Here is a 16,405-nt window from a genome sequence, read left to right on the forward strand (position 1 = left end):
CCAGATGGGTTTTATACACAGCCTTAGACAGAATATCGACACTTGATGAAGTGTGAACTCAAACAAAGCAAATCAGCTTTCCGAATTATTATTAACGTGGTCCAGAGATGGACACGGTAATAAACAGAATTTGCTTGGTGACAATAGCCTTGTGGAACCACCTGATCCCATCCCGAACTCAGAAGTGAAACGCAAACGCGCCGATGGTAGTGTGGGGTCTCCCCATGTGAGAGTAGGTCATCGCCAAGCGCCTAATTATCTCATTGAGATGTAACCAAGCCAGCTAAATAAGCTGGCTTTTTTGCGTCTGCAATTTGTAGAAATTAGTCCGTTTTTCTTTCAGCTTGCATGTTTCTCCGCTATTTTTACTCACCAACTCACCAACTCACCAACTCACCAACTCACCAACTCACCAACTCACCAACTCACCAACTCACCAACTCACTAACTCACCAACTCACTAACTCACCAACTCACTAACCATTTCAATTACTGAGTTCTTTGTCGGTCCTAGGATTTCCTATTTCGTTCTCGTCCTATTGCTTAATCCTGCGCATAACTAAACGCCTGAGCTCTAGCTCAGGTGGCACTGTTGCTTATCTTTTAAGATAGCGGTTTCACACACCAACCGTATTGTTAGGCACTGCTCTGTGTTGGTATCTAGGGGGCATTTAAGTTGTCAAAACCGATGATTTAATTTGCTGAATTGAACCCATTCCTCTTCTTCAAACAATGTCTTCAGAACAATATTCCTTTTTATTTTGCCACTTAGTCAGATGGTAGTAGCTTGGATTGTTAAATTTGCATATTTTTTCACTTGGTTTATTCCTATGCTCGTTGTTTTCAATTTAGGAATCATTTTTTAGCTTAAGAGATCACTTCAGCTTAAATCCAACATTATGCTTGTTTCATTATGGAATATTGAATTAATCGCTCGATTTATGAGGATTAATAACTTGCTGTCTGTGGATTTACTTAATATTGGTAAGACCAATTTACACTGATATGGTTTTTTTGTTATCAATTGGTTATGTTCGTAGCAGGTTGAGTTCAGCTGGTTTTCTTGTTGTGTGATTGGTTAGCTTTGAAATGTGATTTTTTATTCAATTTTTCTGATTGGTGGTCGCTATGTGTCTGTTTACGGAAGAACCATAGTTTGTGAGCAGTTCATTTGATGAATTTTGAACTTGTAATGCGATAGCGATGATTTTGGGGCAATCGCGCTGTTGATAGGGATCTAGAGAGGAAGGGGTAGGGGAGCTATGGAGGATGTAACACAATCTTTATTGGATGCAGTTGGCATTATGTTTTTGGGGATGGGCTTAGTTTATTTATTTTTAAGTGTACTAATCCTTGGGATTCATTTGGTTGCGCGTTGGTGTGCAGTCGATGCTGCATCTGCACGTTTTGCTAAAAATCATGCTAAGAGTCAGCAGAGGGTAGCGGAATCTGATGCTAAACCTTTAGATCCAAGCTTGGTCGCTGCGATTTCACTAGCGGTAAAGCAGTATCGTTCACAGATTAAGTAATGGGGAGCAGTATGACTTTTGTATCTAATTCTACGACAGCAGTGGCTAAGCCATTATTTTTAACTGATGTCGTATTGCGGGACGCACATCAATCCATTTTAGCGACGCGCTTACGCATTGATGACATGTTACCTATAGCGCCGTTACTCGATAAGATTGGTTTCTGGTCGTTGGAATCTTGGGGTGGGGCGACTTTTGATGCCTGTATTCGTTATCTTGGTGAAGATCCCTGGGACAGAATTCGTGAGTTGAAAAAGGCGATGCCGAATACGCCGCAACAAATGCTGCTGCGTGGCCAAAACTTATTAGGTTATCGCCATTATGCCGATGATTTAGTCACGCGTTTTGTTGAGCGTGCTCATACTAATGGCGTCGATGTATTTCGTATTTTCGATGCAATGAATGATGTTCGTAATCTCGAAACTGCGGTGAAAGCGGTGCGCCAAGTTGGCGGCCATGCGCAGGGGACTATCTCATACACGACTAGCCCTGTGCATACCATAGAGACTTGGGTTGATATGGCAAAACGTCTCGAAGATATGGGATGTGATTCTTTGTGTATCAAAGATATGGCGGGCTTACTTAAGCCTATGGAAGCGTTTGAGCTTATCAGTCGACTAAAATCCCAAACGCAACTCGTGTTATCTATGCATTGTCATGCGACGACAGGATTAAGTACCCCCACTTACCAGAAAGCCATTGAAGCGGGTATCGATGTGCTCGATACGGCAATTTCGTCGATGAGTCAAACCTATGGACATACTGCTACTGAAACCGTTATCGCTATGGTGGAAGATACTGAGCGTGCGACTGGTTACGATATGGTATTGCTTGAGGAGATTGCCGCTTATTTCCGTGAAGTACGCAAGAAGTACGCTAAGTTTGAAGGCGCGCTGAAAGGCATTGATTCGCGGATCTTACGTGCACAAGTGCCTGGTGGCATGCTGACCAATATGGAGAGCCAACTAAAGGAACAAGGCGCGGCCGATAAGATGGACTTGGTCTTGGAAGAAATTCCTCGCGTGCGTGCTGACTTAGGTTTTTTGCCCTTAGTGACACCGACATCGCAGATTGTCGGCTCGCAGGCGGTAATCAATGTGCTAATGGGGGAGCGTTATAAGTCACTGACTAAAGAGACTGAAGGCGTGCTTAAGGGCGAATATGGCGCGACGCCTGCGCCAGTCAATGCCGCATTGCAAGCGAGAGTCTTACAAGGAGCCGAAGCCATTACATGTCGCCCTGCTGATTTATTAACGCCAGAGCTAGCTAAATTACGGCTTGAGTTAGCTGATAAAGCACAGGAACAAGGCATTCGCCTATCTTCAGAGCATGACGATGATGTGCTGACATATGCACTCTTCCCACAAATAGGATTGCAGTTCTTAAAGAATCGTGACGATCCGAGCGCCTTTGAGCCTAAGCCTGAGCTGACTTCGGTACTTGCTGCTTCTAATGCTGCGGATCGTGGCCCTGAAACCTACACGGTAACTGTCGAAGGGCAAGAGTACGTAGTTGAAGTCGCCGCAGGCGGTGAGATCTCGCAAATCCAGCCACAGGGCCAAAGTGTTCATGCTGTGCAAGCTGTGACTGAGAGTACAACACCAGCAACAAGCCATGGTGAAATCAGGCTTGAAATGAGCGCGCCTTTGTCGGGCAATATCTTCAAAGTGCATGTTTCTCCTGGCGATAGAGTGTGTGAAGGCGATGTCGTGATCATCCTTGAGGCGATGAAGATGGAAACCGAAATTCGTGCTCAGGGCGATGGTATTATCGCTAAGATCTGGGTGAAAGAAGGTGACTCAGTGTCTGTGGGTTCCCAATTACTGGCCTTGGCGTAGGAGTCATTATGGAAGGTTTAATGGCTTTTTGGGCCGAGACAGGTATCGCTCACTTTACTGGCGGGCAAGTGTTGATGATGGCAGTGGGCGCTTTGCTCTTGTATCTCGCCATAGTGCGTGGATTTGAGCCTTTGCTATTGTTGCCCATTGGTTTTGGTGCAGTGCTGGCGAACATTCCCCATGCGGGATTTACCGAAGAAGGTGGCATCCTGTATTACGCCTATCATGTGGGGATTGAAACTGGGGTGTTCCCACTGTTGATCTTTATGGGCGTCGGCGCGCTGACCGACTTTGGTGCCTTGATAGCGAATCCTAAAACTCTGTTATTAGGGGCGGCTGCGCAGTTTGGGATTTTTGCGACACTGATTGGCGCAATAGCGCTGAACTTAGTGCCGGGATTTGAGTTCACCATGAAGGATGCAGCGGCCATTGCGATTATTGGCGGTGCCGATGGACCAACGGCGATTTTCCTTGCCTCAAAACTGGCGCCTGAGTTATTAGGTGCGATTGCGGTCGCGGCCTATTCCTACATGGCGTTAGTCCCTATTATTCAACCGCCGATCATGCGTTTACTGACAACTCAAGCCGAGCGCGAAATAAAAATGGAGCAGCTGCGCGAAGTCAGTAAGAAGGAAAAGATCATTTTCCCTTTGATGGTACTGGGATTAACGATTCTCTTCTTACCTGCTGCCACACCTCTAGTGGGCATGTTTTGTCTTGGTAACTTGATGCGTGAATCGGGCGTGGTGGATAGATTATCGAAAACGGCGCAGAACGAGCTTATCAATATCGTTACGATTTTCTTAGGGTTAGCTGTCGGTTCTAAGTTATCAGCCGACCAATTCCTGCGACTTGAAACCTTAGGGATTTTGGTATTGGGAGCTTTAGCATTTGGCATTGGTACTGCTGCAGGTGTATTGATGGCAAAACTGATGTGTAAGTTGTCGGGTGGTAAGATTAATCCGTTGATTGGTGCGGCAGGGGTGTCGGCTGTGCCTATGGCAGCGCGAGTCGTGAACAAAGTTGGATTAGAGGCCAATCAACATAACTTCTTGTTGATGCACGCTATGGGACCCAATGTGGCGGGAGTGCTAGGTTCTGCTGTGGCTGCGGGGATTTTACTTGCCGTGCTGGGGTGATGACAGATTGGGTTAACTGATTGGGCTTGACTGAGTGGGTAAATTTAGCGGGTTTATCTTCGAATTTATTCTAGTCGTTAACGCTGTTTTATTACTAAGGCCAACTCAGTATTGAGTTGGCTTTTTGTTAAGTCACTAATTTAGAAAATGAATCCTTGGTATTAACCTAAGCCGTTAACCAGAGTAATGCCATAAGGATTAAAATCAGCCCGCCACCTATACCGATAATGTAGATAAAACCTCGTCGGCCTTGTTTTAGTGTGAGTTTGTTGGCTTTTAAAAATAACGCCCAAAACAAACATAGGATCAGCGGGATAAGGAAGAGTCTCGTCATTGTCTGTTCTGCTAAAGTGTGAGTTAGAGTGGTTTTAGAGTCTAACAGCTTGATCTTATTTGAGTAACCTATTTTGCAGTTAATAGAGACTGTCGAAGTCGATTGTGGTCTCTAAAGCCAATAGATTAAAGACTGTTTGCAGGATAATAAAAGAGACCGCCGAAGCGGTCTCTTACTGTGGTCAATGGTACTGATGATTTAGCTTAATACTGTTTATACAGTATTGTTATTGCTACGAACTCACAGGTGTAATGTCTTGATTGTCATTCGAATAGAACTGTACTTCATCGAGTTCATTTTCGGATTTACCAATCACAACAGCAGTCATCATATCGCCCGTCACGTTAGTTGCTGTGCGGATCATATCGATAATACGGTCAATTGCGGCGATAAAGGCAATGCCTTCAAGTGGCAGACCAATCACACCTAAGGTGACAGTTAACATCACCATCGCACTTCCTGGTACGCCAGCGGTACCAACAGAAGCCACTGTCGCAGTCACGGCGATCATCACATAGTCCAGTGTGTCGAGCGGAATATTGTAAATTTGAGCGATGAAGATAGCGGCTATCGCAGGGTAAATCCCCCCACAGCCGTCCATATTCATGGTCGCACCTAATGGCATCACAAAGGCACTATAACGCTTTGATACGCCCATGGTTTCGACTGCGCGAGTGCTCGCAGGTAAAGTACCGAAACTTGAAGAAGTACTAAAGGCGACTAACTGCGCTGGCATAGCTTTGCGGAAAAATTGCAGTGGGCTTAAACCACCGACAAATTTCACTAAGCCACCGTAAACAAAGATGATGTGGATAAAAGCGGCAATGTAGATAGCCCCGATAAACTTACCTAAAGGCAGTAGAGTCGATAAACCATATTCACCCACAACCCATGCCATTAAACCAAACACACCGATAGGAGTGAGTTTTAAGACCATGCGAGTCAGTTGGAACATGACTTCTGCGCCCGCTTCTATGGTGCGTTTTAGCGGATCAGCCTTCTCGCCAACTTTATTGATAGCGATACCCACTAACGCGGCAAACACGATAATTTGCAGTACATTGCCTTCAGCGAGTGAAGCAAAAGGATTGACAGGGATCATGTCGAGCAACACTTGTGCGAAACCGGGAATATTACGCTCGCGCACTTCAGTCGTTGTGAGTTGCATTGTGCCACCCATATCGATCATTGAGCCCACAGCTAAGCCGATCAGAGAGGCGATTGTGCCTGTCAGCATGAACATACCCAAAGTTTTCAAGCTCAGGCGTTTCAGACTGGTTTGCGAGTTGAGCGATGTGATACTCACGACAATGGCACAAAATACCAAAGGCGCGACCAACATCTTAATGGCCCCAATGAACAGATCACCTAATGGTTTTAGCACTGTGGCGCTTTCACCTAAAATAACGCCAACGAGCGCACCTAAGATAAAGCCTGCTAAGACTTTTTGCCAAAACGGAATGCGGCTAATGGTTTGAAGGATCATGCATATTCCAGAAAAATAAATTAAGAGTGAGCCAATAGGCCTGCGATGATAGGATTCGTATTTAACGAGTTGAGCGTGATGTTAACGCGCTCTCAGTCATGCGCACGGTTATTGCCTGCCATAGTTAACCATTGTATCGACAGAGCTAGGGTTATAACAAACCGTTTTTCTTATAACTTATTGTGATAAGTGAGTTTGTTGTAAAAAGATTAAGTGAAACATTCAATTAACCCATGGCAAACCTTATCGCATTGAATACAAAAAGAGAGATTTATCATTGAGTAAGCCATTATGACTGAGTTAGGCATTATGTTCTCCGGCGCTTTTTTAGCGGCGACTTTGTTACCGGGGGGATCTGAAGTCTTACTCGTGGCGTTATTAAACAAAACTCCAGAGGCTTGGGTTGCGCTGGTCGTGGTGGCTAGCATTGGCAACACGTTGGGCGCGATGACCAGTTTCTATTTAGGCCGCTTAGGCCGTCTAGCAAAATCACCAGAAGCGTTAGCGAAAGGTAAACACGCAAAGGGGCTCGCCTTGATTGAACGCTACGGCGTATGGGCGTTGTTACTCTCATGGGCACCAGTTGTCGGCGATATTCTCTGTTTATTGGCGGGTTGGTTGAGGCTACCGCTAATACCCTCTTTGGTGATGATTTTAATTGGTAAAACAATTCGTTACTTAATTATTGCCGCTGCCGTGCTGCAATGGATGGCATGATGGCGCTAGGATGCATTTAATGGTCAAGGGCGGGGAGTGTTTTTCCGTTTAGACTGAATTTACTGTATAGATAGGAACTTAGTGTCAATTTTGCGAGTCATAAATCCCAATGCTTAATCATTTAAGCGCACTATGACTAAACGCAGTACTATGATTATGAAGCTGTATTTTTGGCCCATTGATGTATGAGGGGAATGTTTTGAAGAAATGGATATTAGCGGTTGCAATTTCTGCCGCACTTGCGGGTTGTGCATCTGAAACGACTACGGTGAACTTGCCCGCAGGCGTTAAACTTATCGAAAATGTGCAATTGGCCGATTCGCAAGTAGGGATCCCCTACAAAAAGTACCAATTAGCCAATGGGTTAACGGTTATTTTACATCAAGATGATTCCGATCCCTTAGTGCATGTCGACGTCACTTATCATGTGGGCTCTGCCCGTGAATTAGCTGGGCGTTCGGGATTTGCGCATTTATTTGAACACATGATGTTCCAAGGCTCGCAGCATGTTGCCGATGAACAGCATTTTGAAGTGGTTACTGAAGCCGGTGGTACCCTAAATGGCACGACCAATACCGACAGAACCAATTACTTTGAGACAGTACCCAACAATCAATTAGAAAAAATGTTGTGGCTTGAGTCGGACCGTATGGGCTTTTTGTTGCCCGCACTCACTAGTGAAAAATTCGAAGTGCAGCGCGAAACCGTCAAAAACGAGCGTGCACAACGTATCGATAATCAGCCCTATGGCCGCATGAGTGAGCGTTTTAGCCAAGCTATGTATCCTGTCGGTCATCCTTATTCTTGGCCTGTAATTGGCTGGCCGGACGATCTTAATCGCGCCACGGTTGACGATGTTAAACACTTTTTCCAACGTTGGTATGGCCCTAATAATGCGACCTTGACCATAGGTGGCGATTTCGATGAAATGCAAACCTTAGCCTGGGTCAATAAATATTTTGGTGAAATCCCCCGTGGTCCTGAAGTCTCGTTAGAGCAAAAGGCGCTGGTTAACTTAGACAAGACACGTTACATCTCCATGGAAGATCAAGTGCACTTGCCTTTGATCCGTATTGGTTTTCCAACTGTATACGCTAGACATTCAGATGAGGCCGCGCTCGATCTGTTGGCCAATATTTTAGGTGGTGGTAAAACATCCTTATTATATAAAAACTTGGTTAAGGACGGTTATGCCGTGCAGGCTAATGTGAGTCATCCTTGTCAAGAGCTTGCGTGTCAGATGTCGATTTATGCTTTAGCCAATCCTGAAAAGGGCGGCAAATTGGCGGATCTGGAGCAACGTATCCTCGACTCGATTAAGGAGTTTGAGCAACGTGGCGTTACCGATGACGATCTGCAAAAAGTCAAAGTGCAGTTTGAGGCTGATACCATTTATAGCCTGCAGAGTGTTTCTGGCAAAGTGTCGACCTTAGCGATGAACCAAACGCTGTCGGGCAATCCGAACATGATTGCCTCAGATCTGAATCGTTATGCCAATGTGACCAAAGACGATGTGATGCGCGTGTTTAAGCAATACATTAAAGATAAACCTATGGTGGTTATGAGTGTGGTGCCGCAGGGAATGACGTCACTTATTGCCCATGCGGATAACTTCACGCCTGCAACGTTGCCGATTGCACACACTGCGGTAGAGGGGGATTTGCCCAAGCCTGAACTTGTTTCAAGTTTTGATCGGACTAAGATGCCTGCATCTGGCGTTGCACCTATGCTCAAAGTACCTAAAATTTGGACAAAAACCTTAGCCAATGGCATCGAAGTCATGGGCACTCAAAGTACTGAAACACCAACAGTTGAGTTAATTGTTTATCTCAATGGTGGCCACAGACTCATACCCGTCGAAAAAGCAGGCTTAGCAACGCTGACTGCGGAAATGCTTAATGAATCGAGTCAGAAGCGCAGCAGTGAAGGACTATCACAAGCCTTAGAAATGCTAGGTAGTAGTGTCGATTTTAGTGCGTCTGAATATCAAAGTTCGATCAAAGTATCGGCTCTGACAGCACATTTAGATGAGACGCTGGCGATTATGGAAGAAAAGCTGTTTCAGCCAGCGTTTAGCGAAGCTGACTTTGCGCGAGTGAAACAGCAGCAATTACAACAGATCCAGCATATGCAGTCCGATCCTAGCTATCTGGCTGATACGGCGTTGTCGTCTTTGTTATACGGTAAAGACAATGCGTTAGGTGTGAATGATCTCGGCACGCTCGATTCTGTCGCGGCGCTTACGTTAGCCGATGTAAAAGCGTTTTATGCCCAGCAGTATCAAGGCGGCAACGCTAAAATTGTCACTGTTGCTAATTTATCTGAATCTGCATTGCTGCCTAAATTAGCGGGATTAAACCAGTGGAAAGGAGAAGCAGCTGTGGTACCGCCACTTAAGCCACTCCCTGCATTAAAAGGCGGCACAATTTATGTGATTGATAAACCTGGTGCGGCGCAATCGGTAATCAATATTGCCAAGCGCGCATTACCCTACGATGCCACAGGCGATTATTTTAAATCTTATCTGATGAATTATCCGTTAGGCGGCGCATTCAATAGCCGTATCAACCTAAATTTACGTGAGGATAAAGGTTATACCTATGGTGCTCGCACTCGTTTTACAGGCGGTGCTGAAGTGGGCGATTTTGTCGCATCAAGTAACGTTCGCAGTGACGTGACGGCGAAAGCACTCATTGAGTTTGTAAAAGAAATCAGTGCTTATCAGCAGCAGGGCATGACGGATACTGAACTTGCCTTTATGCGTAATTCAGTCTCTCAAGGGCAAGCTCTTGATTATGAAACACCGTATCAAAAAGCGGGCTTTATGCGGATGATCCAACGTTACCAATTGAGTCAAGATTTTACGACTCAACAGGACAAGATCATTAATACTGTAACAAAAGATGAACTCAATGCCCTCGCGGCTTCCGAGCTAGATATCAATAAAATGGTGATTCTGGTGGTGGGAGATAAAGCGACAATTGAAGCGGATTTAGCGGTATTGGGCTATCCAATTGAAACTTTAGTATTGTAAATTAGTATTTCGCCCTTATATAGGTAGATAGATGGGTGCATTAGTTAACGACTATTTGCCCTATATTTACCGGATTTACATCGAAAGACGGTGACAGCATTAGCTGTCACCGTCTGCTTTTAATCATACAAGGTGTGAATTTGGCTTGCCCCACAGACAGGTTTAGATTTATTTTGAGGCATATTTTGCAAGATAAGCCTCAAAATAAAGGTCTGACTGTTAACCTTGTCGCGATAGCGAATCACCAATTAGAGAAGCGCAAATTGAAGTCATTCAATGAATTAGTACAACATCTCTCGGACGCCAATGGGCGCACCGCACTCTTGGGTATGTTACGTGGCATAGAACGTGAGGCGTTGCGGATTGATGAGTTTGGTTATCTCGCTACAGACTCGCATCCCGAAGCCTTAGGTTCGGCGTTAATGCATTCGCGTATTACGACGGATTACAGTGAAGCCTTGCTCGAGTTTATTACGCCAGTAAATCACAATGTTGAGCAACTTCTCACTGGGTTAACGGAGACTCATGCTTTCAGCGTGCGCCACTTAAATGGTCAGCGTTTGTGGCCCGTGAGCATGCCTTGCTATGTGAAAGATGAGCAACAGATCCCCGTTGCCCGCTATGGCTCATCGAATACTGGCATGATGAAAACCTTGTATCGTAAGGGGTTAACCTATCGTTATGGCGCCCTGATGCAGATCATCTCTGGGGTGCACTTTAACTTTTCGGTATCGCAAGAATTATGGCAAAGCCTGTATGAGTTAAGTGATAAAGAGTTAACTTACGATGATTTTATTTCAGAATCCTATTTCGGCTTGATCCGTAACTATCGCCGTTTAGTGTGGGTACTACCTTATTTATTTGGTGCCTCGCCAGCGTTATGTAGCTCCTTTATTAAAGATCAAAAAACCGACCTCAAGTTTGAAAAAACGGGCCACGGTACTTTGTATCTGCCCTATGCCACTTCGTTGCGTATGAGTGATTTAGGCTACACCAACAAAGAGCAAGAAGATCTAAATATCAGCTATAACTCTTTGCCTGAGTATCTGGCTGGCGTGAATGCTGCCACTAAAATGCCTTCAGCAAACTTTGCTAATATCGGCGTTAAAGTCGATGGTGAGTATCGTCAACTTAATGCCAATGTATTGCAGATTGAAAACGAGTTCTACTCGCCAATCCGTGCGAAACGGGTCACACGTAGTGGCGAGAAACCGTCTGAAGCTTTGGCCCGTGCGGGGGTGGAATACATTGAAGTGAGAGCGTTGGATGTTAATCCATTTAGCCCAGTTGGCATTGAGTCGACACAAGTACGTTTCCTCGATTTATTCCTACTCTATTGTTTATTAACGCAGTCGCCTAAGTCTGAGGCGAGCGAAGAGGCGAGATTAAGCGCGAATCTTAGAGCTGTGGTGCTTGAAGGCCGTAAACCTGGGCTTGAGTTATTAACCGCAGACGGTTCACGTTCGCTTAAATCTTGGTTAGAAGAGTTGTTTGATGCTTTGCAACCTTTGGCAGTATTGCTCGATGGTGAGGGGACGGATTATCAAGTGGCTTTGGCCCATTGGCGTAAAGCGGCTGAAGATCCGAATTTAACCCTGTCGGGACAAGTACTGCAAAACGTGATCAACAAGGGCCAAGATCATGGTCAGTGGGTAATGACGTTAGCGCAGCAATACTATCAATACTTTATCGATTATCCCTTGTCGAGTGAGACCATAGCGCAGTATCAAGCTGAAGCATCCAGTTCGCTTAACAAGCAAGCTGAACTAGAGGCGGCGCAGAGTGCAGTTTCATTCGATGATTATCTGGAAGATTACTTTGGAGTGAAGTTGTGAAAGAGGGGTTATTCTCTTTCACTGGCCTACGTGCCCGCGCAGCTTTGATTGGGTTCAGTGCCTTGTTATCTGGCTGCGCCGCGTCACCTGAAGACCCACTGGGCTGTGGTACTGTGTCGGGTTATTTGCAGCCCGATACCAGTACTCACTGGTATCGGGTGGTGGTGACCCATTTAAACGGGCAGGCAGTCGTTTCTAAGCCTAATTATCAGTTAGCGCCTGGCGAATATGAATTTACCGTTGCGGAACTGATTGATGATCCAAGTTTGTCAGTTACGCTTGCCGCGCGGACACCCAAAGTATTCAAGCTCAATGTCGAAAGTCATCAGCGTTATCATATCGGTGCGTTATTTCACACCGATAAGCGCTATATGGGTAAAGACACTGCGTATTGGGAACCCGGCGTGTGGCAGCAAGAAGATCATGAGTGTCAGTTTGAGCTGAGTCCCGAAACGAAATAGCCAAAGTGTTAAGCCAGCAGCATTCGATTTAAGTCATATTGATTTAGCCCCTAGCGCTGAGATCTTCTAAGCGCAAAAAAGGCTTTTTATGCTTGCCTCAGCCTGAGTCTATGACATCATGGCGCGAGCTAACTCTCCAAAGAACATGATATTAATGAATAAGTCCTCCGCTATCTTACTCTGCGCAAGTCTCGGCATCTTGTCAGGTTGCGCGACATCTCCGCCTAAGTCTCCCGAAAATTTGTGTGAGATATTTCAAGAACACCGAGATTGGTACGATGCCGCTAAAGATGTCCGTGATAAATGGGGTGTGCCAGTGCATGTGCCGTTAGCTATGATGTATCAAGAAAGCTCATTCAAGCACAATGCCGCGCCACCGATGGAATACTTTTTAGGTTTTATTCCAATTGGCCGTGCCAGCGATGCCTATGGTTACGCGCAGGCTAAGACCATGACGTGGGATGATTATGTGCGTGAGACGGGAAACAGTTGGTCGAGCCGCAGTGATTTCGATGATGCCTTGGATTTTATGGGCTGGTTTATTAGCAAAACCCATAAGATAAATGGCGTATCTAAATGGGATGCGCGGGCGCAGTATCTTAATTATCACGAAGGCTGGGGCGGTTATCGCCGTGGCAGTTATAAATCTAAGGCGTGGTTAGTGAAAGTGGCGAATAAGGTGGATGAAAGGTCGAAACGCTACGCGGCTCAATATAAAACCTGCCAAGAAGATTTAGATTCATCTTGGCTGTGGCGTTTATTTTTTGGTTAGGGTTACGTTTTTATATCATTGTCAGCCACTTAAGTGATAATGGCTGACTGTCGGTGTTCAATTTAGATATTTAATCGAGATAGCTAATTGAGATAGCTAATCGAGATAGTAAACTCAAATCTTAAACTCAGACATTCAACTCCGACGCTTACTGATTGTTGATATTAGCCTTTTGACATCGGCTGTAGCACCTGACTTCAATTGATTTATTGCGCTTTCACTGCGAAGGTTTCTAATGCCTGAATGGCTTTTTTCTTCGCACGTTTTTGCTCATACATGGCATGATCTGCAGTCTTAAAGGATTGATACCAATCGGCTTCGAAGGGGGCAATACCAAAACTAAAACCTAGGCTAAGCTCTGAACCTTGATTCAAGGTTTTGCGCATATCATCTAAGTCCTGTTCAATTTGAGCTAACGGCCCATGGCATAAAGCGACAAACTCATCGCCACCAAAACGGGAAATAATGCCTTTATTTTGCCAATAGGTGAGCATGGCGGTGGCTGTTCGCTTGATGGCAACATCACCCATCTGGTGCCCATAGGCATCATTAATGGACTTGAGATTGTCCATATCGATAATAATTAAAAAACTGCCTAAGTGAGGCTTGTGCTGCCAGTGGTGCAGTTCATCTTCAAAATTCTTTCGATTATAAAGTCCTGTTAATGGATCAAAATTGGCGAGTTTAGTGATCTGCAGTGACTTCTGATAGAGCGCAATGGCATTGCTAGCTTCGTGAGTTAGGATAGAGACAAGATTGCGGTCGTAATCGCTAAAGGCGCCAAGGCTACTGCTATCGAGATTGAGCATTGCATACAGTTTACCATCAATGCGAATAGGGCTAGACAGGGTTGAGCGTATCGGCTGCTTCGACACTGAGAGTAACACTTTTTGATCATCTTCCGTTAAAGTGCTAGCCGCATTGATATTCTTCATATCATTGATGACCACTACTTGATCGCATCTCCCTTCAGTGAGTCGATATTCAAAAGTTTGCTCTAAGGTAAAATCCAGTTGTCTGAGTTTTGCTAAATCGAGCCCCACGACAGATTCAAAATACAGTTTATTATTCACCTCGTTGATTTTAATGATACTGCCCATTTCGGCACCATTAATCACGTACACGGCTTTATTGAGTAAGGCGTCCAGAAAGGCATGCTCATTTTTATAATGGCTCGAGAGATGGGCGAGTTCATAGATGGCATCGTTGATGGTGACGACTTGCTCTAAATGCTGCCATAGTCGAGTTAAACGACCCTGATGCAAATAGTAAATTAGGCTGTAGGCAAAAATATAAATGATGCAAACAAACAGTAAGGGCAGGATAGTCCAATTTTCTGTGGGTGCATTAAAGATAAACAGCAGGATGAATAGACATATCGGCACTATAAGCAGTAGCAGATGATAGCGATAATCTAAGCGATCTATGGTCTTACGTTTGAAATTATCCCTTAATTTCACTCGACTATTCCTTTATCTGTGTCATTGCTAGTAATCATTGAATGCTATACATCACTAACGTATTCACACTGAGTTCAGTTAAGTATATAACGAAAATTGAAATATAAACTGATATGAAACTGTGAACAATTTCATATCAGTGATTTTGGTACTAAATACTGAATTAACGCGAATTTTCTGCGTATTCGGCCAATATCCAAGCTAATGGTGCTTGGTATTGGATTGGCATCCAAGTTTGCAGTGCGGCTATGCTCTGGTTGAGCACAGTTTGATTTGGCACTGATAGGTTTAAATGTCCGACTTTACGACCCGGGCGAACTTCTTTGTTGTACCAGTACAACTCAGCATTGGGCAAACTTAACCAGCGAAGGTCATTATCGATACCGATAAGGTTGACCATAACACACTGAAAATTCACTTGTGGCTGTGGGATCGTAATTCCGCAAAGTGCTCTAAGATGCAGCTGGAATTGATCCATATGTGTTCCGGCTTGGGTCCAATGGCCAGAGTTGTGCACTCGCGGTGCCAGTTCATTCACTAATAACTCATCGCCAACACGGAAGCATTCCATCGCCATCACGCCAACGTATTCAAGCTCGTGCATAATGGCGCTGAGCATAGCTTCGGCTTGGGCTTGCAAAGGGCTTAAGCGTGCCAGTGGCGAAATCGACGCCATTAAAATGCCATCTTGATGTAAGTTCAGCGTCAGCGGATAAAACACGCATTCGCCTTCGCGAGTACGTACGCCAACTAATGATACTTCTTCATCAAAATTAATCGCTTGCTCAGCAATTGCAAGGTTACGCCAATCGTTTGGAATATCCTCCGCTTCGGCTTGTTTAAGCCAATGTTGACCCTTACCGTCATAACCACCGGTACGGCGTTTCATCAATACTCTTGGGCCATAGTGCTGATACAGGGTATCGACTTGGGTGTTATCGTCAACTAAGGTCCAAGGCGCTGTGGGAACACTGAGCTGGTCGAGTAGACTTTTTTGGCTAAAACGGTCGGCTAAACGGCTAAATACCGGACCATTAACAAAATGGGGGTGTGAGCTGAGTTGTAAACTCAGGGCGGACTCTGGCCACTGTTCGCGCTCGGCGGTAATAATGTCGTGGGGCGCGAGTGGTAGAATGTCATCCGTAGGCGTCATGATATCGACGGCGTTAACTTCAATCGCTAATGGCTCACCAGCGTGGGTCAACATGGCGCCCAGCTGACCATTACCTAATACCCAAACCTTAGGTTTAGTGTTTGTCTGGGTCATTAGACTTCCCTCGGGTCTGGATTGTCCAGTACCGCACGGGTCTGTTCTTCTCTGAAAGCGTCAACACGAGCCGCTAATTCTGCATCGTTATTCGCAAGGATTTGGCAGGCCAATAATCCCGCATTGAATGCGCCCGCTGTACCTATGGCTAAGGTGCCGACGGCGATGCCTTTTGGCATTTGAACGATAGACAATAAGCTATCCATACCTGACAGGGCTTTACTTTGGACTGGTACACCTAATACGGGTAAGCGAGTTTTAGAGGCAATCATACCGGGTAAGTGCGCTGCACCACCGGCGCCACCAATGATGATTTTAAAACCACGTTCGGCGGCAGAGGCTGCAAACTCCATGAGTTTATCTGGCGTTCTATGGGCGGAAACCACTTCAACATGATAAGGCACTTGCAGTTTATCCATTATCTCAGCGGCGGCTTCCATCGTGGGCCAATCACTTTTAGAACCCATAACAACAGCAACAAGGGCTTGCATGATAACTCCTTAACTCACTAATTTTAATTATATTTTGACCTT

13 protein-coding genes and 1 rRNA gene are annotated in these 16,405 nt (G+C 45.3%); 9 read left to right on the top strand and 5 right to left on the bottom strand.

Annotation, left to right across the window (positions count from 1 at the left end; genetic code table 11):
- Positions 1-133 precede the first annotated feature (133 nt).
- From rrf to L5L77_RS18570, 4 genes are all read left to right on the top strand, one after another.
- Positions 134-249 (top strand): 5S ribosomal RNA (rrf, locus tag L5L77_RS18555).
- A 1,013-nt stretch (positions 250-1,262) separates the two neighbouring features.
- Positions 1,263-1,529, top strand: coding sequence for an OadG family transporter subunit (locus tag L5L77_RS18560; protein WP_168823576.1), 267 nt, complete (start codon positions 1,263-1,265; stop codon positions 1,527-1,529).
- A gap of 11 nt (positions 1,530-1,540) precedes the next feature.
- Positions 1,541-3,367 carry a sodium-extruding oxaloacetate decarboxylase subunit alpha gene (gene oadA, locus L5L77_RS18565; RefSeq protein ID WP_263185981.1) on the top strand — a complete coding sequence of 609 codons (1,827 nt, stop codon included), beginning with the start codon at positions 1,541-1,543 and terminating at the stop codon, positions 3,365-3,367.
- A gap of 8 nt (positions 3,368-3,375) precedes the next feature.
- Positions 3,376-4,506 (top strand): sodium ion-translocating decarboxylase subunit beta, encoded by a 1,131-nt coding sequence (locus tag L5L77_RS18570; RefSeq protein WP_263191560.1) that lies wholly within the window; start codon positions 3,376-3,378, stop codon positions 4,504-4,506.
- Positions 4,507-4,672: 166 nt separating this feature from the next.
- Here the strand turns inward: L5L77_RS18570 and L5L77_RS18575 are convergent, their stop codons facing one another.
- Together L5L77_RS18575 and L5L77_RS18580 are read right to left on the bottom strand one after the other, a co-directional pair.
- Positions 4,673-4,840 carry a hypothetical protein gene (locus L5L77_RS18575; protein WP_168823570.1) on the bottom strand — a complete coding sequence of 56 codons (168 nt, stop codon included), beginning with the start codon at positions 4,838-4,840 and terminating at the stop codon, positions 4,673-4,675.
- A 232-nt stretch (positions 4,841-5,072) separates the two neighbouring features.
- Positions 5,073-6,326 (bottom strand): dicarboxylate/amino acid:cation symporter, encoded by a 1,254-nt coding sequence (locus L5L77_RS18580; RefSeq protein WP_263223316.1) that lies wholly within the window; start codon positions 6,324-6,326, stop codon positions 5,073-5,075.
- A gap of 291 nt (positions 6,327-6,617) precedes the next feature.
- Here L5L77_RS18580 and L5L77_RS18585 point away from each other — a divergent pair, with 291 nt between their 5' ends.
- The 5 genes from L5L77_RS18585 (at position 6,618) to L5L77_RS18605 (ending at position 13,145) form a co-directional block, all read left to right on the top strand.
- On the top strand, positions 6,618-7,043 hold the full coding sequence (locus tag L5L77_RS18585) for a YqaA family protein (RefSeq protein ID WP_263174626.1): 426 nt from the start codon (positions 6,618-6,620) through the stop codon (positions 7,041-7,043).
- Between the two features lie 181 nt (positions 7,044-7,224).
- Positions 7,225-10,077 (top strand): M16 family metallopeptidase, encoded by a 2,853-nt coding sequence (locus L5L77_RS18590; protein ID WP_263223317.1) that lies wholly within the window; start codon positions 7,225-7,227, stop codon positions 10,075-10,077.
- A 185-nt stretch (positions 10,078-10,262) separates the two neighbouring features.
- Positions 10,263-11,912 carry a glutamate--cysteine ligase gene (gshA, locus tag L5L77_RS18595; RefSeq protein ID WP_263223318.1) on the top strand — a complete coding sequence of 550 codons (1,650 nt, stop codon included), beginning with the start codon at positions 10,263-10,265 and terminating at the stop codon, positions 11,910-11,912.
- Positions 11,909-12,373, top strand: coding sequence for a hypothetical protein (locus L5L77_RS18600; RefSeq protein WP_263185987.1), 465 nt, complete (start codon positions 11,909-11,911; stop codon positions 12,371-12,373). Before gshA ends, L5L77_RS18600 begins: the two co-directional genes overlap by 4 nt.
- A 154-nt stretch (positions 12,374-12,527) precedes the next feature.
- Entirely contained in the window at positions 12,528-13,145 is a 618-nt protein-coding gene (locus L5L77_RS18605) for a hypothetical protein (RefSeq protein ID WP_302479695.1), read from the top strand.
- 206 nt (positions 13,146-13,351) lie between these two features.
- Here L5L77_RS18605 and L5L77_RS18610 read toward each other — a convergent pair whose 3' ends face one another.
- From L5L77_RS18610 to purE, 3 genes are all read right to left on the bottom strand, one after another.
- Positions 13,352-14,605, bottom strand: coding sequence for a sensor domain-containing diguanylate cyclase (locus L5L77_RS18610; RefSeq protein ID WP_106649726.1), 1,254 nt, complete (start codon positions 14,603-14,605; stop codon positions 13,352-13,354).
- Between the two features lie 163 nt (positions 14,606-14,768).
- On the bottom strand, positions 14,769-15,872 hold the full coding sequence (purK, locus tag L5L77_RS18615) for a 5-(carboxyamino)imidazole ribonucleotide synthase (RefSeq protein WP_263223319.1): 1,104 nt from the start codon (positions 15,870-15,872) through the stop codon (positions 14,769-14,771).
- Positions 15,872-16,363 carry a 5-(carboxyamino)imidazole ribonucleotide mutase gene (purE, locus tag L5L77_RS18620; protein ID WP_028760937.1) on the bottom strand — a complete coding sequence of 164 codons (492 nt, stop codon included), beginning with the start codon at positions 16,361-16,363 and terminating at the stop codon, positions 15,872-15,874. The genes purK and purE overlap by 1 nt, the downstream gene beginning before the upstream one ends.
- Positions 16,364-16,405 lie beyond the last annotated feature (42 nt).

The sequence above is a fragment of the Shewanella sp. SM29 genome, from assembly GCF_025654245.1.
In the GTDB taxonomy this organism is placed as follows: Bacteria; Pseudomonadota; Gammaproteobacteria; order Enterobacterales; family Shewanellaceae; genus Shewanella; species Shewanella oncorhynchi.

Coding starts and splice junctions, on each gene's coding strand:
- L5L77_RS18560 (WP_168823576.1), top strand. CDS start 1,263: ATGGAGGATGTAACACAATCTTTATTGGATGCAGTTGGCATTATGTTT.
- oadA (WP_263185981.1), top strand. CDS start 1,541: ATGACTTTTGTATCTAATTCTACGACAGCAGTGGCTAAGCCATTATTT.
- L5L77_RS18570 (WP_263191560.1), top strand. CDS start 3,376: ATGGAAGGTTTAATGGCTTTTTGGGCCGAGACAGGTATCGCTCACTTT.
- L5L77_RS18575 (WP_168823570.1), bottom strand. CDS start 4,840: ATGACGAGACTCTTCCTTATCCCGCTGATCCTATGTTTGTTTTGGGCG.
- L5L77_RS18580 (WP_263223316.1), bottom strand. CDS start 6,326: ATGATCCTTCAAACCATTAGCCGCATTCCGTTTTGGCAAAAAGTCTTA.
- L5L77_RS18585 (WP_263174626.1), top strand. CDS start 6,618: ATGACTGAGTTAGGCATTATGTTCTCCGGCGCTTTTTTAGCGGCGACT.
- L5L77_RS18590 (WP_263223317.1), top strand. CDS start 7,225: ATGTATGAGGGGAATGTTTTGAAGAAATGGATATTAGCGGTTGCAATT.
- L5L77_RS18605 (WP_302479695.1), top strand. CDS start 12,528: ATGAATAAGTCCTCCGCTATCTTACTCTGCGCAAGTCTCGGCATCTTG.
- purK (WP_263223319.1), bottom strand. CDS start 15,872: ATGACCCAGACAAACACTAAACCTAAGGTTTGGGTATTAGGTAATGGT.
- purE (WP_028760937.1), bottom strand. CDS start 16,363: ATGCAAGCCCTTGTTGCTGTTGTTATGGGTTCTAAAAGTGATTGGCCC.